The organism is Candidatus Binataceae bacterium (assembly GCA_035500095.1).
GTDB lineage: Bacteria > Desulfobacterota > Binatia > Binatales > Binataceae > JAKAVN01.
The window spans coordinates 19,497-43,232 of the sequence record DATJXN010000019.1; the positions used below are offsets into that span (position 1 = coordinate 19,497).

Consider the following 23,736-nt stretch of genomic DNA (forward strand, 5'->3'; position numbering starts at 1 on the left):
AGGGGGCTCGCGCGATGCGCAACCTGGAGGCCAAATTCCGCCTAAGCGATCTCGACGCGGCGCGGGCCGCGGCGCGTGGGCTCGGCTACTCGGCGCGCCAGAGTTTTACCCAGCGCGATACATTTTTCAAAGTCGCGCGCGGCAAGCTCAAGCTGCGGGAACAGCCGCCCGAGGCCTGGCTGATTCACTACGAGCGCGAAGCGGAAAGCGGGCTGATGCTCAGCCGCTACGAGATCGCGCCAGTCGCCTGCACCGAGGGCACGCGTGAGATGCTCGCGCGGGCCCTCGGCGTGCTTGCCGAAGTGCGCAAGTATCGCGAGCTTCTCACCCGGCGTAACGTTCGCCTCCACCTCGATCGCGTCGCGACGCTGGGCAGCTTCGGCGAGATCGAGGCGGTGCTCGACGACCGGTCGCAGGAAGGCGCGGGCGCGGTCTCAGCGCGTGCGGCCGTCGACGAACTGCTCGACGCGCTCGGGGTCGGCACGGGCGATCTCATCGAAGTGTCGTATTTCGAACTGATGACGCGAGACTAACGCGAGGGGGCGTCATTCATCCGCCCCAGGACCTCCTCGGTGAAGCGCAGCGTGAGGCCCCAGATGACCTGGTCGTTGTAGAAGATCGCCGGATGCTCGCTGACCTCTCCGCTCTGGCGGCGGAAGCGATAGGTGCCGCGATAGCTCGAGTCCTCAAGCGCGCTCATCGGGACGAAAAAGATTGCCGCGACTTCCCTGGGATCGGCGCGCAGACCCGTTGCGGCCGGGATGACGCCGACGAACGGCGTTACGTGAATTTCGCTGGTGCGCGCGATCGAGCCCTCGATAGCGCCCAGAACTTCGACGCTCGCAGGATCGATCCCGACCTCCTCCTGCGCCTCGCGGAGCGCCGTGTGCAGCAGGCTTTCGTCGGTCGGATCGACCCGGCCGCCGGGAAACGCCACCTGGCCGCGATGGCTCTCCACGTGATCTGAGCGCCGGATGTAGACCACGTGCAGCTCGTCGTCAAGCTCGAAGATGGGCATCAGCACGGCGGCGCCGCGGCCTGCGCTGGTGCGATGGCGCGCGAGCGGGCCGGCCGGCTCGAGGCCCCGGCGCAGGCGCGCGATGCGCTGCCTGGTTGGTTCGCGCCGATTGATCGGTTCGCGCGCCTTCATGTATCACTGCTGGCGCGCAAGGCAGATAATGCGTGCCAGGCAGTCTCGCCGGTATAAGCGGTCACGATGCGTTACCTGATTGGAAGATATCACGAAATCGCGCTCAAGGGACGCAACCAGTGGCGTTTCGTCGATCAGTTGAAGCGCAACGTGCGGGCGATTTTTTCCGACTTCGAGCTCGGCGCGATGCGCAGCGAAGGCCCGCGGCTGATCGTCGAGCTGCCTGACGCGATCGGCGATGAAGTCGCCGCCCGGCGCGCGGCGCTGCTCTTCGGTATCCAGAATTTTTCGCTGAGCCGCGCGGTTGCGCGCGATATCGAGGCGATCAAGCGCGAGGCGATCGCGATCGCGCGGGCGCATCCGGGCGCCGCGAGCTTTCGCGTGCGCGCGACGCGCTCCGACAAGCGCTTCGCGCTCAATTCGATGGAAATCGACCAGGTGGTCGGCGCCGTGGTCAAGGACGAAACGGAACTTAAAGTGGATCTTGAGAATCCCGAGATCGTTATCACGGTCGAGATCCTCCCCGACGCCGCCTACGTCGCCGACGGCAAGCGGCCGGGCGCAGGCGGCTTGCCCGTGGGTATCACCGGACACGGGTTGGCGCTGCTTTCCGGCGGAATCGACTCGCCGGTCGCTGCCTATCGCCTGATGCGCCGGGGGCTCAGGCTCGATTTCGTCCACTTCCACAGTCATCCGCTGGTCTCGGCTGCGAGCCGCGAGAAGGCGGCTGAGCTCGCCGAGCATCTCACGCGCTACCAGTCGCGCTCGACCCTGATGCTGATCCCGTTCGCCGACATCCAGCGCGAGATCGTCGCACGCGCACTGCGTCCGCTGCGGGTCGTACTCTACCGCCGCTTCATGGTGCGGATCGCCGCCGCGATCGCCCGCCGCGCCGGCGCGCGCGCGCTGGTCACCGGCGAGAGCCTCGGCCAGGTCGCCTCGCAGACGCTCGAGAACATGACCGTCATCGAGGAGGCCGCCGGGCTGCCGATGCTGCGTCCGCTGGTCGGAATGGACAAGAACGAAATCGTCGAGCAGGCGCGCGTGCTCGGCACTTTCGAAACCTCGGTTCAACCCGACCAGGATTGCTGCTCGCTGTTCGTTCCGCCCCATCCCGAGACCCACGCCAACCTCGACGAGGTGCGCGCGGCCGAGAGCGCGCTCGCGGTCGAGACGATGGTGGCCGATGCGGTGCGCAAGGCGGAGGTCATCCGCTTCAGGTTTCCGCAGGCGCAGGTCTAGCCGCAGCTACCCGACAGAGTTGACCGGAGCTAACCGAGAAACCGCAGCCAGGCGATATCGATCGCGAGCGTGATCGCGGTTACCGGCAAGCCGACCTTCAGATACTCGACGAAGCTAATCTCGATACCGTCGCGGCGCGCCTGCTCGATCACGATCAAATTCGCCATCGAGCCGAGCAGGGTGAGGTTTCCGGCGAGCGTGCTCGCGCTCGCAAGCACCAGCCCGGTAGTCATCCCTTGGCTGATCTGCGGATAGATCGGCTTGAACAGCAGCACGGCAGGAACATTGCTGACCACGTTGGAGAGTGCCGCCGCGGCGAGCGAGAGCACGCCGACGTTTTCAAGGTGCTCGGGTCCCGCGGCCTGCACCAGATGCTTCAGCAGATGGGTGGTTTCGGCGCCTTTGACCACGATGAACAGTCCCGCGAACATCACCAGCAGCGTCCAGTCGATCTGCTCATAGATGGAGCGCGGCTCCGTGTGCCGGGTAAACAGGAGCGCGGCGCCGCCGCCGAGCGCCACCAGGTGCGTCGGATACCCCATGGCGAACAGCAGCAGCACCACGGCGGCGACGATCGACGATTTGATCAGATGCCATCGGCGCTCTGGCGGGGGCGCCGGCAGATGCAGATCGTCGCGCCGCCGGATCCGGCTGAGACGCCCATGATAGAGCCAGGCGATGACGCCGTAGTCGACCACAAGGCTCGCCAGGGCGAGCGGCGCCATCCTGACCGCGAAGGCCGAATAGCCGATGCCGGCGAAGCCCGCGACGATCATGTTTTGCGGGTTGCCGGTGATGGTCGCTACGCTGCCGATGTTGCTGCCGGTCGCGAGCGCGAGCAGGAGCGGCGCGGCGTCGATCTCCAGGATGCGGGCGACTTCGATCAGCGGTCCCGCCAGCGCCAGGCAGACCACGTCGTTGATGAAAAACGCGGCCAGCACGCCCGAGGCGAGCACGGTCATCGCGAGCAGCGCGTATCCCGCATGTGCGCGCTCCAGGAGCCAGCGCGCGACCAGCGCGAAGGCGCCCGAGATGCGCAGGTTGGCCACGATGATCATCATCCCGAGCAGCAGCAGGAGGGTGTGGAAGTCGATCGCCGCGAGCGCCCTGGATTCGCTGAGCGACCCCGTCGCCACCATCAACAGCGCCCCCGCAAGGGCGGCGCCGGTCCGGTCAAGCTGGAGTCCGGGAAAGTTGCCGATCGCGAACACCAGGTAGGTGAAAGCGAAGATCCCGAGCGGCACGGCGAGACGGAGTTCCACCGCCCGCATCATCGGGCGGCCCTCGCCGCCGGTCAAGCCGAAACGTGCTTCTGCCCGATGATGGTTCACACCCGTGCGCGTGCGGCGCTATAGTCGAGAGCGACCGAACCAGGGGGCCGAGGGGTGTCGGCGCCGCGGCGGCCTGATTGTGCGCACGACGGCGTCGCGCGCCGGTTTGGAGGGGACATGGATTTTCGCGAACTGAACAACGCGAAGTGCAAGACCTACCTGCTTGCTTCGGAGAGCATGGAGCGCGCCGTGATCGTCGATCCGCTCAAGGACAAGGTCGAGCGCTACCTCGCCGTTCTGGCGTACCATCGGCTGAAGCTCGATCTCATCATCGACACCCACACCCATGCCGACCATCGCAGCGGCGCGCACGAACTCTCCGAGCTGACCGGCGCGCCCGTCGCGATGCATCGGCGGGCCCCGGCACCGCACGTTACGATGCATCTCGAGGATGGCCAGCGCCTGATCGTCGGCGACTTCGAGATGAAGGTGCTCTACACGCCCGGTCATACGCCCGACTCGATAAGCCTCTTTGCCGAGGACCGCGTCTTGACCGGCGATTGCCTGCTGATTCACGGCACCGGGCGGGCCGATTTCGCCGGCGGTGACGCGGGCCAGGAATACGATTCGATCACGCAAAGGCTCTTCACGCTGCCGGACGCGACCCTCGTCTATCCCGCCCATGATTATCGCGGCCATATCCGTTCCACGATCGGCGAAGAGAAGGCGTCCAATCCGCGTGTGGCCGGACGTTCCCGCGACGCTTACGTCGACCTCATGAACAATCTCGGACTGCCGCTGCCCGAGGGAATCCAGGAGGCGCTGCAGCCCAATCAGACCGAGATCGAGGCCGCGGCGATCCACTTTCCGACGCTCGCCCAGCTGAACTCGGTGCGCCAGCTTTCGCCGGCCGAGATCGCCGGGCGTCTCGGCAGCGCCGCCGCTCCGTTGCTGCTCGATGTACGCGAGCCCGGAGAGTACCGGGGTGAACTCGGCCATATCTCGGGCGCGCAGCTAATCCCGCTACGCGAGCTGCCCGAGCGCGCCGAGAAAGAGCTCGCACCGTTCAAGGACAAGGACATCGTGGTGATCTGCCGCGCCGGCGTGCGCAGCGTCACCGCCGCGGCGATCCTGACCGGCCTCGGCTTCGAGAAGGTTTGCAGCATGAAGGGCGGGATGCTCGATTGGGATGACGCGCATCTGCCGGTCGAGCGCTAGATTGAGGCGGAGCGGGCGCCGGACAGTCGAGGCCCGGCTGCGTCGCTGGAAACTCGCGACGGCAGCAGAGACGGTTTGCGCCGGCTTTCGCGACCGATCGAGTCGGCTGCTCGCGCTCGCATTGGTCAGCGCAGCAGCGCTGCTAAGCGGATGCGGCCAGTCGCCGCAAAGGCTCGCGACGCGCTATCTCGCCGACCTGCAGCAGTTCAACTACCCCGCCTGCTACGCGACACTCATCGATGAAGATCGCGCCGCGCGTCCGCTCAAACAGTTCCTGACCGAGATTCCCGTCGCGCCCGACGTCGATCCGATCTGGTTCCGCGCGATTTTGTTCAGCACGCGCTATGAAGTCGGCGAGCCGCAGGTGAGCGGCGAGCTTGCGATCGTGCCGGTGAAAGTCACGATGCCCGATCTTACGCTGTGGGAGCGAACGATCGACGCCAAGGCCGGGCCGCAGGATTCGCTCAACGCCGCCGCCGACAAGACTCTGCAAAACGGCGCTTATCCCAAGCTCAGGTTCGAGGACGCGCTGGTGCTGGTCAAGCGGCAGCATGAGTGGCGCGTACTGGCCGATTTCGCCCGGCGCGATCAGCTTCGCGACGGCATTCGCGAGGCCGTAACCATCTACCACACGCTTGATTATCCTCGGGCGGCGGCGGCCTATCAGGCGTTGATCGCGCAGCTCGAACAGCATCGATTCAGCGGCAGCCGCGGGATCGAGTTCTTCCTGAAGCGCAGGCTCAAGACCATCCAGGATGTCCAGGCCGAGCTGCCCGCGGCCCGCGCCTACTTTCCCAAGCTCGTGCTGAGCGACGTCGTGGTCAAAATGTCGGAAGCGCGCGTGCCGGCGATCTTCGGCCGCATCACCAACGCCGGCGATCGCGGCGTGGACGAGGTGCGGCTGACCGTGAGCTACTATGCGGGACGGGGCGCGCAGCAAAAGCTCCTCTACCAGGAGAGCCACAGCGTCATCGTCACACCGATCGAATTTGTCGGCTTCGTTCGCCCCGTGCTGCCGTTGGTGCCCGGTGAAACCCGCGATTTCGGCTTCGAGCTGTCCGCGCCGGCGCAGATCCAGCAGCAAGCCGAACCGAGCCTCGCGGTAGGTTCGATGGTTTTCACGCAATCGAAGGCGCCATTGCCTAGCCTTGCGATCGAAAACCTCACTCCGCCACCGCAGCCGGCCGGCGCACCATCCTCTGCGCCGTCGCCCGCTCCGGGCCGCCCGGCGCCGGCGGCTTCCTTGCCGCCGCCGGGGCCGGCACGCGCGACGCCCGGCGGCCCATCAGGCGCCTCACGCAATTGACTATTCGCCTCACGCTCGCGGTGCCGACTCACAATCGCGCGGCCACGCTCGGCGAAACGCTGGCGAGCCTCACCGCGCAACGTCTGCCCGCGGGCGTCGAGACGGAATGCATCGTGATCGACAACAATTCGATCGACCGCACGCCGGCCGTGGTCGAAGAGGCGGTGGCGCGCGCCCCGTTCGCGATGCGCCGCGTGTTCGAGTCGCGTCCCGGCTCGAGCTTCGCGCGCAACCGCGCGGTGGACGAGGCGGCTGGCGATCTAATCCTGTTCATCGACGACGATGCCGTGGCCGAAGCCGACTGGGCGGCGGCGATGATGGGCGCGATCGAACGGCGCGGACTCGACGCGGCCTGCGGGTTGGTGCTGCCGCGATGGGAAGCCGCGCCGCCGGGATGGCTCGGGCCGTCGCTCTACGTGCGCTTCGCGGTGCACGATCGGGACGCGATCGCCGCGGCGCCGCCCGCGGCCGCGGAGGTGTTGCGCAACTACTTCAGCGCCAACACCGGCTTTCGCCGCGAGACTTTTGCCCGTTTCGGCCGCTTCCGCGAAGACCTGGGCGTGGTCGGCGGCAATCCGATCTCGGGCGAGGATACGGAACTGTTCGCGCGGATTATCGGGGGCGGCGGCGCGATGGGGTTCGTCGCCGAAGCGCGGGTTTTTCACCTGGTGCCGGCGGCGCGGATGAATCGCAGGTACCTGCGGCGCAAAGCTTTCGCGTTCGGCGTGGGCACGGCGCTGGCGGGGGGGAGAACTCACAATCATCTGGACAAGCTCGCGCGCAATGCGGTCCGGATGGCGATGGCGGGGGCGCGCGGCGATCGCGAAGGCGCGATTTGCCATGAGCTCGAATGTGCGAATTTCTTCGGCTACTGGTGGGGCCGCCTGCGCATGCGCAAGCGCCCGCGGACAGGGCGCTGAACGCGGCGGGCGCCGTCTTTTCAGGTGTCGCTGGTGGAGTCATAATAACGTTTGGCAATTCGACGAGGGATTTGATGAGTCTTCGCGACAAACTGATAAGCGAGACCCGCCAGGAGCGCGAGGCCCGCGAGCGCCAGGAAGCGCACGATCGCTCGCAGAGCGTTGTGCATCAGATGGCGGAAGCGATGCGCGCGCTGTGCCATCTGGTGGCCAACGAGTTCCTCGGCGAGTACGAAAAGGAACGCCTGGCGACGCTCCGTCCGGCCACGATGAAGATGGAAAACCCGGCGCTCAAGGGAGTGTTCTTTCCCTACCTCACGATCGTCGCGCGGGGCGTTGAGGTCACGCTGAAGCCCGTCGGGCCGGTCTTCGGCATCCCGTTCCGCGCCGATCTATCCAATGGGTCGATCACCTACGCGCTGCTCTGGGACGGCGCCGGAACCTTCGTGCAGAACTGGAAGATCACCACCGTGGACGAGAACGGCGTGCTGCAGCGCGAGCACGCCAAACCGCTCAGCAGAGAGAATTTCGAGGAAGCGTGCGAGAAACTTCTCGGTTTATAGCCCGACGCTCCGCGGCCTTCCACTTCGGCAGGCTCCCCGGAGCTCTACTTTAGATAATCCAGCATCCCTCCCCGCAGCATTCCCGCCAGGTAGGGGATGATGTCGCTCATCTGCGCGAGTTCGCCGACCGTGACCCAGCGGCCTTCGATGTGCTCGCGGGGTCTCAGCACGAGTTCGCGGCGCGCGTCGGCCGGGCAACAGGCGAAGAGCGCCTGCACGTACGGCTCCGGCGGATCCTTGTAAAATCCGACGAAGCGCTCGATTTCGATCGCTAGGCCTGTTTCCTCGCCGACTTCGCGCATGAGGCACTCCTCGACGCTCTCGCCGAGCGCGAGGTGGCCGCCGGGAAGGTCCCAGTGGCCCGGCCGATACGGCATCCGCGCCGCGCGCCGCAGCACGACGAGCTGCCCGCGGTCGGCGACAATGCCGTGCACGCCAATCCAGAATTGCGATTCTCCCATCGGCTTACCGCGCTGCGCCTCTCCATCCGGGCCGAATCGACAGGCGGATATCAAGAGTAACGGCGGCGGGCGGCGCGCGCGAGCGCGCCGCCCGCCGCCCTGCGTCAGACGCGGCGCGGGGCGACGCCATCGGACAGCGAAGCGCCCCGGACGGGGCGACGGCGAGGCCCTTGTCCCGTCTGCAGCGGATGCCCCGGCGTCAGCGGGGCCACGCGTCAGCGCGTCACCGGGGACGGACAGGACCGCGCGGCGCGCGGCCCCATCCGCCCCCGCCCGGCGTTTCGATGCGCACTCGATCGCCGGCCTTAAGCCGCTCGTTGGCTTTGCCGGGCAGCCTGGTCCGCCGCCCGTCGCGCACCAGATAATTCGCTCCGGCCTTGCCGGGGCCGCCGCCGGCAAGCCCCCACGGCTGAGTGATGCGCCGGTCGGTGAGCAGGCCCAGCGTGGCGGGCACCAGGCATTCCATCTCGCGCACGAGGCCGTCGCCGCCCGGGGCGGCGCCGCGGCCGCCGGAACCGCGGCGCACACGATATTCGGTGATGCGCATCGGGTAGTACGCTTCCAGCGCCTCGATCGGCGTGTTGAGCGTGTTGGTCATGTGCGTATGGAGGCCGGCTGCGCCGGGATGGCCGGGGGCCGCGCCGGCACCGCCGGCGATCGTTTCGTAGTACGAGAAATGGCGGGCGCGAATCGAGTCGTAGCCGCCGAGCGTCATGTTCGACATCGAGCCTGAACTTGCCGCCGGGATGCGATCGGGCGCGGCGGCGGCGAGCGCTCTCAGCAGCACGTCGACGATGCGCTGCGAGGTTTCGACGTTCCCGCCCGCGACCGCCGCCGGCGGCAGCGCGTTGACGATCGAGCCGGGCGGTGCGATCACCCGGATCGGCCGCATCAGTCCTTCGTTGGCCGGCACGGCCTCGGCGGCGAGACATTTCATTACGTAGAAAGTCGCCGACAGCGTGATCGCATAGTTGGCGTTGACCGAGCCGCGCACCTGCGGCGCGGAGCCGGTGAAATCGACCGTCGCGCGTCCGCCGCCGATCCGGATCGCAACGCGGATTTCGATCGGTCCGGTGCCGACTCCGTCGTCGTCGAGATAATCGACAGCGCGGTAAACGCCGGGGCGCACGCGGCGCAGCGTCGAGCGCATCAGGCGGTCTGCATAGCCCTTAAGCGCCGCCATCGCCGCAGCCACCTGCCTCCGGCCGCTTGCCGCCACCAGGGCGCGCAGGCGCTCCGCGCCGACATTGAGCGCGGCGATTTGAGCACGAAGGTCGCCCTCGCGCTCGTCGCGCACGCGGGTGTTGGCAAAAAACAGCTCCATCACGTCGCGCGCCGGTTTGCCCGCGCGCACCAGGTGGACCGGCGGCAGACGAAAGCCCTCCTGGTAGATTTCGGTCGAGAGCGCCATCGACCCGGGCGCCATCCCGCCGATATCCGCGTGATGAGCGCGGTTGGCGGCGAAGGCGAACGGGCGGCGCTCGCCGGCGAGAAAAATCGGCGCGACCAGGGTGAGGTCGGGCAGATGGGTTCCGCCGGCGAACGGGTCGTTCACCGCGGCGACGTCGCTCGGGCCAAGCTCGAGCCTTTCGATCGCGGCGCGCACGGAAAGCGGCGTCGAGCCGAGATGAACCGGAATATGGGCGGCCTGCGCGACCAATTCGCCGCTGCCGTCGAACAGCGCGCACGAGAAATCGTGGCGCTCCTTGATATTGGGGGAGAAGCCGGTCTGCCCCAGCACGACGCCCATCTCCTCGGCGATCGCGGCGAGGCGGTTGTTCATCACCGCCAGCGCTACCGCATCGAGCTTCATCGCGCGCGTCATTCCCACGTTTGCTCAGGCCTCCAGGTGCAGGTTGCCGAAGCCGTCGGCGCGCAGCGTGAACTCGGGCGCGACGTAGGCGGTGGCGCTGAGTTCGACCACGATCGCAGGTCCGCGAATCGTGGCGCCAGCGGCGATCGCGTCGCGCGCGTAAACCGGCACTTCTGCCATGCGAGCGCGCCGGCCCGCCGCGCGATCTCCGATTACGACCTCGATTCGGCGCATCGGAGCAGGCGCCCGATGCCCGCGCGCCAGACGCTCGGGCGTGGCGAGGGCGCCCGGCGCCGTCGCGCGCAGCCGCAAGTTGACGACCTCGACCGCGGCTTCGGGCGCGGCGTAGCCGAAGGTGCGGCGATGGGCCGCGTGGAAGTCGGCGCCGAAGCGCGGGGTGAGCGGCACCTCGATTTCATAGGATTGGCCGCGGTAGCGCACGTCGGCAAAAAGCTCAGCGCGGATCTGCCCGCGGCGCGCTCCTTCGGCGGCGAGTTCGCGCCGCGCGCGCGCGAGCATCGGGGCCGCGCGTGCGGTGAGGCGGCGAAACGCGGGCGCCGTCTCGCGAACGGTCAGCGAGTATTCGCGCCCGAGCGGCGCCTGCAGCGCGCCCCACGCGCAAAGCAGCCCGGGATTGCGCGGCAGCACGATATGACGGATCCCGAGGTCGCGCGCAAGTTCGCAGGCGTGCATCGGACCCGCGCCGCCGAACGCCATCAACGCGAAGTCGCGCGGGTCGAAGCCGCGCTCGACCGTGATTACGCGGAGTGCCCGCTCCATGTTGGCGTTGACCACGCGAATAACTCCGCTTGCCGCGTCAACCGCGTTGGTGCGCATCGCACGGCCGAGCGCGGCGATCGCTTTTGCTGCACGCGCCGGATAAAGACGCATCGCGCCGCCCAGAAAATCCTCAGGTACGAGCCGCCCCGCGACCAGGTTGGCGTCAGTCACCGTGGGCGCGGTGCCGCGTCCGTAGCAGGCCGGGCCCGGATCGGCGCCGGCGCTTTCCGGCCCGACCTTGAGCGAGCCGCCCGCGTCCACCACTGCGATCGAGCCGCCGCCCGCGCCCACGGTATGGATGTCGATGACGGGCGTGCGGACGGCGTAGCCGCCGGGAAAGCTGAGCGTGCGGATGGCGGCGCGGCCGTCGAAGAGCGCGACGTCGGTGGACGTGCCGCCCATGTCGAAAGTGATGAAACGATCGACGCCGGTTGCGCCGACCAGCGCGGCGGCGCCGATCACACCGGCGGCGGGGCCGGAAAGGATCGTGCGGACCGGTTCTTCGCGGGCGAGCCGGGCGCCGATCGCGCTGCCGTTTGATTGCATCACGCGCAGACGCGCGCCGCGCAAATCGCGCTCGAGGCGGCCGAGATGCGACGACATCCGCGGCCCCACGTACGCGTTGACCACCGTGGTCGAGAGCCGCTCGAACTCTCGGTATTCGGCAAGGATGCGATGGGAGATCGAGAGCGGGAGGCCCAGCGGGGTTAGCGCGCGCGCCAACTGCCGCTCGCTTGCCGGGTTGGCGTAGGAGTGGAGCAGGCAGATCGCGATCGAGTCGGCCTCTCGCAGCGCGGCGGCGCGGCGCGTGCGCTTGAGCTCAGCCGCGGTCAGACCGAGAGCCACCTTGCCGTCGAAGTGGGTCCGCTCAGCCACGCCGAGCCGCATCGCGCGCCCGACCAGGGGTTCGGGGCGTTCGGGCGCGAGGGAATAAAGGTCGACGCGATTCTGGCGGCCTATCTCGACCACGTCCTCGAAACCGGCGTTGGTTACGAGCAGGACGCGCCCGCCCTTGCCCTCGAGCAGAGCGTTGGTCGCCACGGTCGAGCTGTAAGTGAGCAGATCGGGAACCTGGCCGCGGCCCGATCCCTCCAGCCCGTCTTCAACTATCGCTTTAAGTCCAGCGACGACCGCGCGCGCGGGATCCTCTGGTGTTGAAAGCACTTTATGCACGGTCAGGCGTCCGCCCACGATGGCGACCAGGTCGGTGAACGTGCCGCCGGTGTCGATTCCGACGATGACGGTCGAGGCCATCAGGGTTTAAGCAACACCTTGAAGTTTGGCGGGCGTCCGGCAGCATCGAGGGCGGCTGGCGCTTGGTCGAGCGGAAAGATGGCGGATATAAGCGGTCGCGGGTCGATTTTTCCTGCGGCGAGCGCCGCGATGGCCGGCGCAAACCTTCCGCATCGCGAACCCTGAATCGTAATCTCGTTGACCACTGCCTGAGCCAGCTTGAGAGCGGTGCCGGCGGCAGCGGTGCTTTTGAGAATCACGGTTCCGCATGGGCGCACGAGAGTGAGCGCGCGATTGAGTCCGGCGCTTCGGCCGGTGCAATCGATCACCACATCGAAGCCCGGTCGGAGATGGTCTTCAAGTTGTACTTCAAGCCCGAGCCCGGCCAGACGGTCGAGTTTGTCGCGATGATGACCGCCGAGCACGGCTGCAGATCCTTCGGCACGAAGCACTATCGCAGCGAGTGCGCCGAGCCGGCCGTCGCCGAGCACGGCGATTTTAGTGCCGGGGCCGAGGCCTGTCTGCCCGAAGATTTCATAGATGGCGGCGATCGGCTCGACGAAGACGCCTGCTTCGTCGCCGATCGAATCGGGCAGGGCGACAAGGTTTTCGTCCGGCAGCCGCAGGTACTCGGCGAACGCACCGTCGCGGCCCAGGATTCCCAGCACGGTGCGATCGGGACAGTGGCGCGCAAGGTCTTCGCGGCAGCGCGCGCATCGCCCACATCCGGCGTTAATCTCGCCCACCACGCGTTTGCCCATAAGCGAGTGGCTGCGGGTATCCACGACCTCGCCGACAAACTCGTGGCCCGGCACGCCGCGGAACGACATGTACCCGCGCGCCAGTTCGAGGTCGGTGCCGCAAATGCCCGCAAGGCGCACCCGGACGATGCTTTCGCCCACCGCCGGCGCGGGGTCGGGGTGGTCGCGGCGAACGATCGGCTGAGGATCGAACAGGAGCGCGCGCATCGGCCCGATTCAAACAGAAAAGCCGCCGGATGCGCTACTCGCGCGATGCGCTATTTGTGCGGCGGGTTTTATTTGCGGTTGAAGTCTCGCTGCCGCGAATTCGGCTTTAGCAGCGAGTCAATGAACCATAAGGCTACGACGGTCAAAAGGACCGCAAGCCACAATCGAATTGAGGCACGAGTTTGGGGCGGGTCTTTTTCTTCTTCCACCAGGGACCGCCAAGTTGACAATGGTTGCGAACGCGACCTAGGAGAAGCATGACGCGTACCAGCTAACAAATGAATCAAAGGGCCGAGTTTTTATACATACGGCCTCAGTCGGCGTTGCAGGAGTGCAACTTCCGTTCAACGGAGAAAACGGAAAATTGAACGGATCGTTGAGAAATCAGTCGGAAGCTTTGGCTTTCGCGCTCTTTTCGGAGGACGCCGCGCTCGAGCTTTTCTCCGATGAGCTTGATGATTCCGAGTTCGTCGAGGAGCCGTTAGCGCCGTTGCTCCCGGACTCGGCAGACTTGTTGCCCGATACGTCGGCTGGTTTGGAGCTGCCCGATCGCGCATAGTCGGTCGCGTACCATCCGGAACCCTTGAGCACGAAAGACGTCGCCGAGATCATTCGCTCGACCTTGCTCTTGCAGGTCGGACATCGCTTAAGGGGAGGGTCGGTGATCCGCTGCGTCGTTTCGAACGTTCCGCATTTGGGGCATTGGTACTCGTAAATTGGCATATCTGTAAAACGAATCCGGTCTGGGCGAACCCAACCCTTAGGTAATCACGCCCGGCAACGGTGTCAATCTGCCTCGCGATAGCGATTCGCCGGGCATTCGCGTCATCCTCAGATTTGCGCAGTCATACTCCCGCGGTCATCGCGGTCAGTTTCGCGGCGGTTCCGGCAGGGTCTGAAGACCTTATTCGGAGCGATTTATGGCGCCCCGCAGCGCCGGAGACCACTTCCACCGCCGAGCGCGCGACCCCGGCCATCCGGGCTACCGCTTCCACCAGCTCGGCGTTAGCCCTGCCACGCTCGGGGGCGGATGCGACGCCGATCACCGGGCCGCGCCGGTCAATTCGTAATATACCGCGGCGCGAGGCGCCCGGGCGAACAATTACCCTCAACGTTACAGAGCCGGCGCCGGACGTCAGCCATGCGGGAAATCCGCTTACATTCGGGCGCGGCGCGCCCGACGTGCGGGGCTGCAAGGCCATCCTACGAGCCGTACATCGCCATCGAGGGCGTCACAGCCTGAATCACGGCTCTGATCAACACCTGCTCGATAAACTCGGCAGCGATGATGACGACGATGGGCGAGAGATCAAGCCCGCCCAAATAGACCGGCAGATGCTCGCGCACCCAGTCGAAAACCGGCTCGGTCATCGCGTAGAGCGTACGTACGATGGGGTTGTACGGGTCGGGCTGGACCCAACTGAGCAGCGCCGCGATGATGACGATCCAGATGTAGATGTGCAGCATCGAGGACAACGTCGTGGCCGCAAACACGATCGTGTTTACCAGGATGTTGGGCATGGTCGATGACTCTCCGGAGGGGGCTAGCTGACGCGTCCGAGTTCGCGCGAACGCTCGGCAGCGGCCTGTATCGCATGCGCCACGATATCAGAAAAGCCGTCCGCGCCTAATTGTTTCAGCGCGGCTTCGGTTGTGCCGCCCGGCGAAGCGACGATACGAATCAGCTCCTCGGCCTTCATCGGAGAGCGGCGCATATTCTCCTCCGCGCCGCGAATCGTCTTGAGCGCCATCCTGAGCGCCAGTTCCGCCGGCAGGCCCTGTGCAACGGCAGCGTCGGCAAGCGATTTGGCGAAGAGATAGACGTACGCCGGGCCGCTGCCCGAGAGCGCGGTGACCGCGTCGAGCATTGCCTCGTCCTTAAGCGCCACTGCGTCGCCGACGGCGCGGAAAATCCTGAGCGCGAAGGCTTCGTCGGCGCGGGTCGCATGGCGTCCGCGCACCAGCGCCGCCATCCCTTGGCCAACCATCGCGGGCGCGTTCGGCATGACCCGAATGACGCGCGCGCCTCCGCCGAGCGCGCTCTCCAGCCGGTTGAGCGTGACCCCGGCCGCGATCGAAACGAAGAGTTTGTCCGCGAGGCCGCCCTTGCGCGACGACCCGTCGCCGCCCCCGCGTGCGAGCTCCATCAGCACGGCATCGATGGTCTGCGGCTTGACGGCGAAGAGCACTGCGCGCGCGGCGCCGAGCACTTCGAGGTTGTCGGTGGTGACCTCGATCTTGAGCGCGCTCTTGAATTTGCGCCGGCGCGCCGCGTCAACATCGGAGGCGATCAATTCCGAGGCTTTGAAGATCTTGGTTTCGATGAGGCCGCGGGCGAGCGCTTCGGCCATGTTGCCCGCGCCGATAAACCCCAGCTTTCTCTTCGCTTTCATCGCATGCGTTCGCCGAAGATCGCGCGGCCCACCCGCACGATCGTCGCGCCCTCTTCGATCGCAACCTCGAAATCGTCGGTCATTCCCATGGAAAGCTCGCTTAGCGCAAGGCCGGTCGCCGCCGCAAGCCGATCGCGCATCGCGCGCAGCGCGGCGAAATGCTCGCGCGAGCGCTCCGCGTCGGGCGCGGGCGGCGGAATTGTCATCAGGCCGAGGATTTCGACCGTTGCGCGCGCGTCTTCGACGAGGCGTTCGGCTGCGTCCGGCGCGACACCGCTTTTGGACGCTTCGCCTCCGAGGTTGACTTCGATCAGCACGGGGACGCGGGCCGCGGGACGCGCGCGGGCAAGGGCGCGGGCAAGGCGTGCGGTATCCAGGCCATGGATGAGGGCGAAGCGATTTGCAGCCTCGCGCGCCTTGTTGGTCTGCAGATGGCCGATGAGATGCCATCGCAGATCGTCCAGCTCCGCGAGCAAGTCCTGTTTGGCGGCGGCCTCCTGCACGTAGTTCTCGCCGAATTCGCGCGCGCCAGCTGCGTAAGCCGCGCGCAGCGCCTCGGGCGGCTGCGTCTTGGTGGCCAGCACGAGCCTGACCGCCTCCGGGTCGCGCCCGGCGCGGCCGGCCGCGCGCGCTATCCGCTCGCGCACCGCCGCAATCCGCGTCGCAATCTCGCTATGGGACAGCATTGTGCTGGCGCCAAGCTCCCGGCGCGCCTATCGCAGAGCCAAATTGCGCCGCAGCGCCGCCAGCACTTCCGCCACCGGCAGGCCCATCACGTTGTCGCGCTCGCCTTCGACCTCGACCACCAGGCCCGCGCCCTCGGCCTGGATGCCGTAGGCGCCTGCCTTGTCCATCGGCTCGCCGGTGCGGATGTACGCGTGGATTTCCTCGTCCCCGAGCTCGCGGAAGCGCACCCGGCTCGAGATCGCGCGGCTCTCGGCGATGCGCCCGCCGCGCGCGAGCGCGAATGCCGTAACCACGACGTGAATGACGCCCGAGAGCGAGCGCAGCATGCGATGCGCGTCGGCGTAGTCGCGCGGCTTGCCCAGGATTTCGCCTCCGCAATCGACTACCGTGTCGGCGCCCAGCACCAGCGCATCGGCCGCCCGCCACGAGACCGCGAGCGCCTTCTCCTCGGCCATCCGGAGCGCGAACTTTGCCGCAGGCTCGTCCGGGCGGCGCTCCTCCGCGACGCCGCTTTCTGCAAGCTCGAACTCCACGCCGGCCGCCGCGAGCAAATCACGCCGCCGCGGCGAGGTCGAGGCGAGAATCAGTCTGGTGTTCAATCCGGGAGGAGCCATCGCTTGGAGTAAGTACGTCGGCGGAAATCCGTATAGTCAGAGGTTTGCAGGAGCGCGGCGCGCCGTGCAAGCGCGGCCCGTCTTCCGAGCCGTTTACAGGTGAGCCGTGTGCAGGTGAGCCGTCTGCGGGTGACCCGCCCACGGGCGGTGTTGGTCGAACGCTGCTCGTGTGGTTACACTGACGTTGAACTGGACTGGCGCAAGCTTATCGCAAGAATATCGTACGACCATCGCAGGACCGTCGCAGAATCATCGCGAGGACAGGATCGATGAGCGAACTCGTCCACAAATTCGTCGACACCAACGGCATCCGGATGCACGTTGTCGAGGCAGGCAAGGGCTTCCCCGTTGTGTTCTGCCACGGCTTTCCGGAGCTCTGGTACTCCTGGCGCCATCAGCTTCGCGGGCTCGCCGACGCCGGCTTTCGCGCGATCGCGCCCGACCAGCGGGGCTATGGCGATACCGATTGTCCGCAACCGGTCGAGGCTTACCAGGTGCGCGAGCTGGTAAGGGACATTGTCGGGATGCTCGACGCGCTCGACGTCGAAAAGTGCGTGATCGTCGGCCATGACTGGGGCGGCTTCGTCAGTTGGCAGAGCGCGATGCGCGCGCCGGCGCGAATCGCGCGCGTGGTCAACCTCAATACGCCGTTCATGCCGCGATGGCTCCCGTCGGCGCCGGGAAGTCCCGAGCATCCCAGGGTGATTTGGGTCACCAGTCCGCAGCAGGCGCCGACCAAGCCTACGGAGATGGCGCGACAGGCCGCCGCCGGCAATTTCCATTATGTGCTGCACTTCCAGCAGCCCGGTGTCGCCGAGGCCGAACTCGAACGCGACGTGCGCCGCACCCTTCGCGGTCTGTATCGCGACCCGATGCCGCTGCCGCCGGTTGCGATGCGGCCGCCGCCGGGCGTGTTTGGTCCCGCCGGCGGCGGATTGCTCGATCGCCTGCCCGACGGACCGCTCGGCAAATACATGACCGAGACCGACCTCGACGTTTACGTCAAGGCGTTCGAGAAAACCGGGTTTCGCGGAGGCCTCAACTGGTATCGCAATATCGACCGCAACTGGGAGGAGTCCGCCAACCTGCCCGAGCGCGTCGATCAGCCGGCGCTGATGATCACCGCCGAACTCGACTTCGTGCTCTGGCCGGAGCAGACGCTCGGGATGGAACGATGGGTGCCTAATCTCAAGCGGGTCAATATCAAAGGGTCAGGTCACTGGACGCAGCAGGAGAAGCCGGGCGAGGTAAACGCGGCGCTTTTGGAATTCCTATCCGACCTTCGATAGCCGGGCCCGGAATAAACCGCGGCAAATCATGGCAGCGGATTTTGCCGCGATCGCTCCAGGCGGCGTGACCCCCCGATTGAGTTCCAGCGAACGTCACGTTATCTTATGTTGATGTTTGTGAAGCCAAGTAGTGGGTTGTTGGGTTTGTTGTCGGCGGTGGGGTTGGGCGCGCTGCTGGCTACGCCGGCACGGGCGCTAGGACCCGCGGGAACTCTCGTCGCCCCCTCGATTCGCGCCGACGCGCGTTGCATCCTCGCCCAGTTCGGCATCCTCACCGTCGTTCCGATCAATCCCGAGCAGGCTTTCGTCGAGGGCTACCAGGCTTATGTTGCCCGCGACCTGATGAAGACGATCGAGCGGATGACGCTCGCCGCGGAAAAGTACCCGGCGCTCGCCGACTACGCGCTCTTCTATCTCGGTTCCGCCCAGCGCGACAGCGGCGACCAGCAAAGCGCCGCGGCGACCTTCCGCCGCCTGAGCCTGAGCTATCCGCAAAGCGTGTTCGCCGACCAGGCGTCGCTCCAGTACGCGGAGATTGAATTCAAGCTGGGACGGCTCGGCGACGCGCAGGCCGCGGCCGCTGCGCTCGCCGCGCGTAATCCGGCAGCGGATATCGATTCGCGCGCGATGCTTATTGGGGCGCGCGCCGCGCTTGGCCTCGGCGACGCCGGGGGCGCGTTCCGCCTGCTGCAGGTGCTGCGCGAGAAATATCCGCAGGGCGCCGAGGACACTCAAGCGCGCACGCTCGCCTATTCAATCGCGTCGGCTCATCCGGATGCTATCGATACCCATTCGCTCGGCTACCATGGCCGCGAAGCTGCGTTGCTCCTGCGTGAAGGACAATCCTCGATGGCGCTTGCGCAGTGCGACGAGGCGCTGGCGCTGGAGCCGCCGCCGAGCGTGCATGCCGAGATGCTGTGGCTGAGGGCGCGCGCTTCGCGAGTGAATTCGGAGCGCGAGATGCTCGCGCTCAACGCCTATCTCAAGTACGCGCCGCACGGCGACAAAGCACCCGACGCGCTCTACCGGCTGGGCCATCTGCAATGGCGCACGGGCGATACGCAAGCCGCAAGGGCGACGTTCACTCGGCTGATCGAGGCGTTTCCGTCAAGCGCGTTCGCGCCCGCCGCGACGTTCGATGTTGGACGCGCCTTCGAAGACGACGCGAACTGGAACGCCGCGCGCGCCGCGTACCTGCGCCTGGTGCGAAGCTATCCGCATAGCGACGAGGCCGCCGACGGCCGCTTCCGTGCGCCCTTTGCGCTCTACATGATGGGCCAGTTCGACGCCGCCGCGCGCGAGTTCGCTTCGATGAAGCCGCTGGCCACCTCCGCCTCCGAGCGCGACGGGCTTTCTTACTGGCACGCGCGCTCGATGGAGCGCTCCGGTCAGGTCGCCGCGGCCAACACGATTTACCAGGGCCTCGCCCAAAGCACGGCCAGCAACTACTACCCGGAACTCGCGGCGCGGCGAATCGGCGCGCCTGTCGCCCAGAGAACGGCTGCTGACACGCTTGCGGCCGACGCCGCCGTGCCGTCCGCCGCGCCCGGCACTCTTGCCGCGTTTCATCTGGATCGCGTCGCGACGCTGAAGCGGCTCGGCATGACCTATCCGGAGATGGTCTATCTCGAGCCGCCGGAGTTGCGCGCGCTCGCCACGCAGGCTGCGAGCGATCCGCGCGTGCGCGATTTCGTGCTTGCCGAGCTGCAGCGCACGGGCGACTGGTACACGGCGATCGAAGTCGCGGTGCGGCTCGAGAAGAACGGCAGCCTCGATTCTTCGGCGACCGAGCGGGTGCGTTACCCGCGCGCCTACTGGGACACGATCGCGCAGGCCGCCAGCGGCGACGCGCTCGATCCCTACCTGGTGCTGGCGCTGGTCCGCCAGGAGAGCCTGTTCAATCCGCAGGCGCGGTCGGTGAGCGACGCGCGCGGCCTGATGCAGCTGATGCCGGCTACCGCCGACCGCGTGGGGCCGTCGGCCGGCGTCCAGCAAGCCTCGCTCAACCTCTATGATCCTTCGCTGAGCGTGCGCGTCGGCACGACCTATCTGAAGAGCCTGTTCGACATGTTCGGCGGCGATCCGTTCAAGGCGGTCGCGGCCTACAACGCGGGCGAGCATGCAGTGCAGAACTGGAACGCCAAGTATCCGGGCGACGACGATCAGTGGGTCGAGAATATCGGGTTTCGCGAAACTCGCGATTACGTAAAGCGGGTGATCGGCGGTTTGCGCGAGTACCGGATGCTCTATCCCTCACCTGCGGTCACGAGCGGCGGCGTGGCGCAGGCGCAGGGCCCGTCATAGAGCCGCCGAGCAGACCTGCCAATCGCCGCGCCGACGGCGGCGAGACCGTGAAAGCGGTCACCGAGCCGCTTGCGAGGCTGTCGGTCGAATCGTTCGTCGGCATCGACGTCGGCGAAAATTTCCTCGACCTCGCGCTCGTCAATGCTTCCCGGCGAACGATGTCGTTCCAATCGGTCGCGCTCGACGGTCTGGGCGAGACTCCTTGCACTGCGCTGGCTCGGAAAATCAAGGAAGTTGCTCCGGAACTGGACGCTCGCGCGACGGTGCTGGTCGATTCGCCGCGATGGCCGCGCGACCTCGACTGGTCGCAGGGAACCGAGGGGCGCGACCCGGTTCCGTCCCAGCGCGAAATCGACGTGGAACTCAAGCGGATCTTTCCCCTGCTGATGGGCGCGCCCGACGGCAAACCATACAAGCCGGGGCTCGCGATGTTTCCCACGCCGCTATACAGCTACTTCACGCAGTGGGCATACCATCCGAAGAGCAAACCCCATCTCGCAGCCATCACGAAGGAACTGTTTGACGCGCTCCTAAACGGCGATGGGGGCAAGAACGGCGATAGAGAAGAGACGAAGCAGGACGGCGTCGGCGGTGGAACCTTCACCCGCTTCATGCTCGCCGGCTTCGCAACTTATCGAGCGCTGGAAGGAATCGGCGTAAATCCCTTCGAGTCATACCCCGACCTGCAGATGCGCCTGTGCGCTCCGTCAACGACGCTTCCGCCCAAGAAGCTTCAGACCGGCGCCTTGACCATTCGCCGCCAGATCGTCGCGTCACTCTGCGAAAGTCTCGGAGTTGTCGCGGCGTCGGCACCGCGGACGCTGGACCAGGCCGACGCGGCAGGGATGGCGCTCGCTGCGGCGCTCTCGGCGCGGATCGACACATTGTGGACGGTGAGCCATCCGTGCGAGGGGCGCTTCATGCTCGCGCTTGACGACGGCCAGTCGCGCCGCCTCGCCGCTCGGGACGCTTGACAAGTGCGCGGCCAACACGCATCAAGGGTTCATCGGCAGGGCGGCGCCGGCCGAGCGGCACTTCGATGTCACTTCAGCGCGATTTCAAGGCGGTCTTCTTCGATCTCGACGGGACGTTGATCGATATTCACGGGCCGCTCTACACTGCCGTGCGCGGCGCGCTCGACGACCTCGGCCATGAGCCGCCGCTTACCCGCGAACACTACCATCGTGCGCTCGAACAGGATGACCCATATCTCGGCATTCCGGAGCATAAGCGCGCCGAGTACACCAAGCTCGCGTTCGCGTATTTCCTCGCCGAGATCGATCGCACCGAGCGGCTGGAAGTGCTTCCGCACGTGCAGGAGACGCTGGCCGAGCTCAAGCGGCGCGGCTACGCGACCGCGATCATCACCAGCCGGCCCGGCGACTCGCAGCGCCTGGTGCAGAAGCTCGCGATGGTCGGGCTCGCGGCCCATTTCGACCAGGTGATTACGCAAGTCGGCTCCTCGATGAAGATCCTCGACAAGACGCAGAGTCTCAAGCAGGCGGCGATGCGCGCCGCGGTCCTGCCGCAAGCCTGCATGTACGTCGGCGACGAGCCGCGCGACGTGATGGCCGCGATGAATGCGGGTTACGGCGCGTCGGTGGCGGTCGCCACGGGACCCGCCAGCTATCGCGTGTTGAGCCATCATCCACAATACCGTGCGGACTTCGTGATGCGCTCGATGAGCGAGCTCGTCGGATTGCTGGAACGCCTGAAGAGCGAAAAGGTCCCGCAGGTGGACCGCTCCGACAACGGCTGAGCGAGGCGTCGCTCAAAGAAAGCGCAGAGCCGGCGGCGCATCCGCGAATTCGGCGCGCAGCGCCTCGAGGCTCTTCAGATCGTCAACCGTGCGAAAAAAACCGCGATGCACATAGCCGGACATCGATTGTCCCTGCGCGAGCAGCGGCGCGAACAGATCGCCCATCAGGCTGAACGGCGCCGGCCGCGGTGGCGTCAGTTCGAACAGTGCCGGCTCGCATAGCAGAACGCCGCAATACATGTAGGCTTCAAGCCGCGCGGCCTCCGCCGCGCTGAGCGCGGGTCCATAGTCGTCAAACTGGCCATGCGCGCGCCCTCTCAGCAGACGCATCCGGAGCACTCGCGCGTCCGCGTCGATTTCGATCCGGCTGTAAGCCTGGGGCGTGCGGCTTTCGCGCAGCACCAGCGTCGCGAGGGTGCGGCGGCTGTGATGAAAATCGGCGAGCGCGCGCAAATCCAGATCGATTATCGTGTCGCAGTTGAGAATCGCGAAAGTCTCGTCACCAAAGAACTCGCGCAATCCCGGCAGCGGGCCGCCCGTGCCCAACAGCTTCGCCTCGGGCGCGTAGGTGATCCGCAGGCCCAGCGCTTCGCCGTTTCCGAGGGCGCTCCGGACGGCAGCAGCCAAGTGATGTACGTTGATCGCAACCTCGGTCACGCCCGCACGCGCGAGCATCCGGAGCGGATAATGAATCAGCGGTCGTCCGCCGACTTCGATGATCGGCTTGGGGAGAGTCGCCGTGAGCGGCATCAGACGCTCGCCCATTCCCGCCGAAAGCACCAGCGCCTTCATCGGCCGGTCACAACCCTGGGTATCACGTCGCGCCCTTTCTCCTCCGCGCCATCAGCGCACGTCGAAGGCCGCGCGCAAACGCGGGAAGTCATTTTTCGCCTCGAGCAGGCCGAGCGCCCGGCGTGCCTGCGCAGCCGCGTACGGGATGAACGGTGCGTAACCCGATTTACCCTGGCGCTCGAGGGCGTTGAAGCGTCCGATCACCTTGAGGGCGTGTTGCAGCACGCAGAGATAGTAGCTGTTGACGAATGCGGCGGCATCCGGCAAGGCGGTGCCGCGGCGCGCGAGGCCTGCGAGGTAGTAGTCAAGCAGACGGCGCTCGGCCTTCTGATCGATTACCCGGGCGGTGTCCCGCGTGGTCAGCAGCACGGCGAGATCCTGCGCGGCGGGGGCGAGCAGCGCGTCCTGGAAATCGATGACCCGGATGCGGCCGTTTTGTACGAACAGGTTGTGCCCGTGATAGTCGCGATGGGAGAGCACGCGCGCGAGCGCGCCCAGCCGCGCGGCGAGATCGTCCAGTTCGGGCGCGAGCGCGGCGAGAGCGGTGCCAGCCGCTACGCTCGCCGCTCCCGTGCTGAGAAAATCTTCCATTTCCCAGCGAAAGAGCCGCTCGTCGTATGCGATCGACGCGCCGATACATCGTCGATCGAGCCGGCGCGTGCCTTCGACGTGGATCAGCAGAAGTTCGTCCACCGCGCTGCGATAGAGCGTCGCCGGTTTCGCCGCACCGTCGAGCGCGGCCTGGAATAGCGAGGTCCCGCCGACGTCCTCGACGAGCAGCATCCGACGCTCGAGGTCGGCGGCATAAATCTCGGGCACCGCCGCGTCGATGGACTTGAGAAAGCGCTGCACGTTCAGAAAGGGCGGTTCGTTCGGCGCAACCGGTAGGAGGTTCAGGGCGCGCACGTATGCCGGCAGGTCGTCGGGGCCGAGGTCGACGGCGATGGCGGACGCGGGCGCCGTGGGGGGGGGG

23 protein-coding genes are annotated in these 23,736 nt (G+C 66.7%); 11 read left to right on the plus strand and 12 right to left on the minus strand.

The window, feature by feature from the left end; genetic code table 11:
• The first annotated feature begins 14 nt into the window (after nt 1–14).
• Nucleotides 15–533, plus strand: a complete 519-nt coding sequence (locus tag VMI09_02720; GenBank protein HTQ23581.1) for a class IV adenylate cyclase — start codon at nt 15–17, stop codon at nt 531–533.
• On the opposite strand, the gene VMI09_02725 is transcribed toward VMI09_02720, so the two are convergent.
• The gene (locus tag VMI09_02725; GenBank protein HTQ23582.1) at nt 530–1,150 is read right to left on the minus strand and encodes a CoA pyrophosphatase; all 621 of its coding nucleotides are present in this window, start codon (nt 1,148–1,150) and stop codon (nt 530–532) included. The genes VMI09_02720 and VMI09_02725 overlap by 4 nt on opposite strands.
• A gap of 66 nt (nt 1,151–1,216) precedes the next feature.
• Between VMI09_02725 and thiI the strand changes: the two genes are divergently transcribed.
• On the plus strand, nt 1,217–2,392 hold the full coding sequence (gene thiI, locus VMI09_02730; protein ID HTQ23583.1) for a tRNA uracil 4-sulfurtransferase ThiI: 1,176 nt from the start codon (nt 1,217–1,219) through the stop codon (nt 2,390–2,392).
• Nucleotides 2,393–2,421: 29 nt separating this feature from the next.
• Here the strand turns inward: thiI and VMI09_02735 are convergent, their stop codons facing one another.
• The gene (locus VMI09_02735; GenBank protein HTQ23584.1) at nt 2,422–3,666 is read right to left on the minus strand and encodes an anion transporter; all 1,245 of its coding nucleotides are present in this window, start codon (nt 3,664–3,666) and stop codon (nt 2,422–2,424) included.
• A gap of 174 nt (nt 3,667–3,840) precedes the next feature.
• Here VMI09_02735 and VMI09_02740 point away from each other — a divergent pair, with 174 nt between their 5' ends.
• The 4 genes from VMI09_02740 to VMI09_02755 all read left to right on the plus strand — a co-directional run bounded on the left by VMI09_02740 (nt 3,841) and on the right by VMI09_02755 (nt 7,670).
• Nucleotides 3,841–4,881 carry an MBL fold metallo-hydrolase gene (locus tag VMI09_02740; GenBank protein ID HTQ23585.1) on the plus strand — a complete coding sequence of 347 codons (1,041 nt, stop codon included), beginning with the start codon at nt 3,841–3,843 and terminating at the stop codon, nt 4,879–4,881.
• Between the two features lie 121 nt (nt 4,882–5,002).
• Nucleotides 5,003–6,187 (plus strand): hypothetical protein, encoded by a 1,185-nt coding sequence (locus VMI09_02745; GenBank protein ID HTQ23586.1) that lies wholly within the window; start codon nt 5,003–5,005, stop codon nt 6,185–6,187.
• A complete protein-coding gene (locus VMI09_02750) occupies nt 6,184–7,107 on the plus strand; it encodes a glycosyltransferase family A protein (protein HTQ23587.1) in 924 nt (307 codons plus the stop codon). Before VMI09_02745 ends, VMI09_02750 begins: the two co-directional genes overlap by 4 nt.
• 74 nt (nt 7,108–7,181) lie before the next feature.
• Entirely contained in the window at nt 7,182–7,670 is a 489-nt protein-coding gene (locus VMI09_02755) for a hypothetical protein (GenBank protein ID HTQ23588.1), read from the plus strand.
• Between the two features lie 44 nt (nt 7,671–7,714).
• On the opposite strand, the gene VMI09_02760 is transcribed toward VMI09_02755, so the two are convergent.
• The 4 genes from VMI09_02760 to VMI09_02775 form a co-directional block, all read right to left on the minus strand.
• Nucleotides 7,715–8,131 carry an NUDIX hydrolase gene (locus VMI09_02760; GenBank protein ID HTQ23589.1) on the minus strand — a complete coding sequence of 139 codons (417 nt, stop codon included), beginning with the start codon at nt 8,129–8,131 and terminating at the stop codon, nt 7,715–7,717.
• Between the two features lie 223 nt (nt 8,132–8,354).
• Entirely contained in the window at nt 8,355–9,956 is a 1,602-nt protein-coding gene (locus VMI09_02765) for a hydantoinase B/oxoprolinase family protein (GenBank protein HTQ23590.1), read from the minus strand.
• 12 nt (nt 9,957–9,968) lie between these two features.
• On the minus strand, nt 9,969–11,978 hold the full coding sequence (locus VMI09_02770) for a hydantoinase/oxoprolinase family protein (GenBank protein HTQ23591.1): 2,010 nt from the start codon (nt 11,976–11,978) through the stop codon (nt 9,969–9,971).
• A complete protein-coding gene (locus tag VMI09_02775; protein ID HTQ23592.1) occupies nt 11,978–12,925 on the minus strand; it encodes an alcohol dehydrogenase catalytic domain-containing protein in 948 nt (315 codons plus the stop codon). Before VMI09_02775 ends, VMI09_02770 begins: the two co-directional genes overlap by 1 nt.
• 331 nt (nt 12,926–13,256) lie before the next feature.
• Here VMI09_02775 and VMI09_02780 point away from each other — a divergent pair, with 331 nt between their 5' ends.
• Nucleotides 13,257–13,484, plus strand: coding sequence for a hypothetical protein (locus tag VMI09_02780; protein ID HTQ23593.1), 228 nt, complete (start codon nt 13,257–13,259; stop codon nt 13,482–13,484).
• Nucleotides 13,485–14,128: 644 nt separating this feature from the next.
• Here the strand turns inward: VMI09_02780 and VMI09_02785 are convergent.
• The 4 genes from VMI09_02785 to VMI09_02800 are packed head-to-tail and all read right to left on the minus strand — an operon-like array spanning nt 14,129 to nt 16,604.
• Entirely contained in the window at nt 14,129–14,446 is a 318-nt protein-coding gene (locus tag VMI09_02785) for a YggT family protein (protein HTQ23594.1), read from the minus strand.
• Between the two features lie 23 nt (nt 14,447–14,469).
• The gene (proC, locus tag VMI09_02790) at nt 14,470–15,318 is read right to left on the minus strand and encodes a pyrroline-5-carboxylate reductase (protein ID HTQ23595.1); all 849 of its coding nucleotides are present in this window, start codon (nt 15,316–15,318) and stop codon (nt 14,470–14,472) included.
• Nucleotides 15,315–16,004 carry a YggS family pyridoxal phosphate-dependent enzyme gene (locus tag VMI09_02795; GenBank protein HTQ23596.1) on the minus strand — a complete coding sequence of 230 codons (690 nt, stop codon included), beginning with the start codon at nt 16,002–16,004 and terminating at the stop codon, nt 15,315–15,317. The genes proC and VMI09_02795 overlap by 4 nt, the downstream gene beginning before the upstream one ends.
• Before the next feature lie 27 nt (nt 16,005–16,031).
• Complete coding sequence (locus VMI09_02800) at nt 16,032–16,604, minus strand: Maf family protein (GenBank protein ID HTQ23597.1); 573 nt, start codon at nt 16,602–16,604, stop codon at nt 16,032–16,034.
• A gap of 284 nt (nt 16,605–16,888) precedes the next feature.
• On the opposite strand from VMI09_02800, the gene VMI09_02805 reads away from it, so the two are divergent.
• The 4 genes from VMI09_02805 to VMI09_02820 all read left to right on the plus strand — a co-directional run bounded on the left by VMI09_02805 (nt 16,889) and on the right by VMI09_02820 (nt 21,971).
• Entirely contained in the window at nt 16,889–17,908 is a 1,020-nt protein-coding gene (locus VMI09_02805) for an alpha/beta hydrolase (GenBank protein ID HTQ23598.1), read from the plus strand.
• A gap of 135 nt (nt 17,909–18,043) precedes the next feature.
• Nucleotides 18,044–20,212, plus strand: coding sequence for a transglycosylase SLT domain-containing protein (locus VMI09_02810; protein ID HTQ23599.1), 2,169 nt, complete (start codon nt 18,044–18,046; stop codon nt 20,210–20,212).
• Between the two features lie 47 nt (nt 20,213–20,259).
• Nucleotides 20,260–21,186: a hypothetical protein gene (locus VMI09_02815; protein HTQ23600.1), complete on the plus strand. Its 927-nt coding sequence runs from the start codon at nt 20,260–20,262 to the stop codon at nt 21,184–21,186.
• A 65-nt stretch (nt 21,187–21,251) separates the two neighbouring features.
• A complete protein-coding gene (locus tag VMI09_02820) occupies nt 21,252–21,971 on the plus strand; it encodes an HAD family hydrolase (GenBank protein HTQ23601.1) in 720 nt (239 codons plus the stop codon).
• A 12-nt stretch (nt 21,972–21,983) separates the two neighbouring features.
• Here VMI09_02820 and VMI09_02825 read toward each other — a convergent pair whose 3' ends face one another.
• Complete coding sequence (locus tag VMI09_02825) at nt 21,984–22,763, minus strand: NDP-sugar synthase (protein ID HTQ23602.1); 780 nt, start codon at nt 22,761–22,763, stop codon at nt 21,984–21,986.
• Nucleotides 22,764–22,814: 51 nt separating this feature from the next.
• Nucleotides 22,815–23,736 (minus strand): phosphotransferase (locus VMI09_02830; protein ID HTQ23603.1); only part of this gene is annotated, 922 nt, incomplete at its 5' end.

What these genes read in the sequence shown, in the direction of transcription:
- VMI09_02720 (HTQ23581.1), top strand. Translation starts at nt 15, where the DNA reads ATGCGCAACCTGGAGGCCAAATTCCGCCTAAGCGATCTCGACGCGGCG.
- VMI09_02725 (HTQ23582.1), bottom strand. Translation starts at nt 1,150, where the DNA reads ATGAAGGCGCGCGAACCGATCAATCGGCGCGAACCAACCAGGCAGCGC.
- thiI (HTQ23583.1), top strand. Translation starts at nt 1,217, where the DNA reads ATGCGTTACCTGATTGGAAGATATCACGAAATCGCGCTCAAGGGACGC.
- VMI09_02735 (HTQ23584.1), bottom strand. Translation starts at nt 3,666, where the DNA reads ATGATGCGGGCGGTGGAACTCCGTCTCGCCGTGCCGCTCGGGATCTTC.
- VMI09_02740 (HTQ23585.1), top strand. Translation starts at nt 3,841, where the DNA reads ATGGATTTTCGCGAACTGAACAACGCGAAGTGCAAGACCTACCTGCTT.
- VMI09_02755 (HTQ23588.1), top strand. Translation starts at nt 7,182, where the DNA reads ATGAGTCTTCGCGACAAACTGATAAGCGAGACCCGCCAGGAGCGCGAG.
- VMI09_02760 (HTQ23589.1), bottom strand. Translation starts at nt 8,131, where the DNA reads ATGGGAGAATCGCAATTCTGGATTGGCGTGCACGGCATTGTCGCCGAC.
- VMI09_02765 (HTQ23590.1), bottom strand. Translation starts at nt 9,956, where the DNA reads ATGACGCGCGCGATGAAGCTCGATGCGGTAGCGCTGGCGGTGATGAAC.
- VMI09_02770 (HTQ23591.1), bottom strand. Translation starts at nt 11,978, where the DNA reads ATGGCCTCGACCGTCATCGTCGGAATCGACACCGGCGGCACGTTCACC.
- VMI09_02775 (HTQ23592.1), bottom strand. Translation starts at nt 12,925, where the DNA reads ATGCGCGCGCTCCTGTTCGATCCTCAGCCGATCGTTCGCCGCGACCAC.
- VMI09_02785 (HTQ23594.1), bottom strand. Translation starts at nt 14,446, where the DNA reads ATGCCCAACATCCTGGTAAACACGATCGTGTTTGCGGCCACGACGTTG.
- proC (HTQ23595.1), bottom strand. Translation starts at nt 15,318, where the DNA reads ATGAAAGCGAAGAGAAAGCTGGGGTTTATCGGCGCGGGCAACATGGCC.
- VMI09_02795 (HTQ23596.1), bottom strand. Translation starts at nt 16,004, where the DNA reads ATGCTGTCCCATAGCGAGATTGCGACGCGGATTGCGGCGGTGCGCGAG.
- VMI09_02805 (HTQ23598.1), top strand. Translation starts at nt 16,889, where the DNA reads ATGAGCGAACTCGTCCACAAATTCGTCGACACCAACGGCATCCGGATG.
- VMI09_02820 (HTQ23601.1), top strand. Translation starts at nt 21,252, where the DNA reads ATGTCACTTCAGCGCGATTTCAAGGCGGTCTTCTTCGATCTCGACGGG.
- VMI09_02825 (HTQ23602.1), bottom strand. Translation starts at nt 22,763, where the DNA reads ATGAAGGCGCTGGTGCTTTCGGCGGGAATGGGCGAGCGTCTGATGCCG.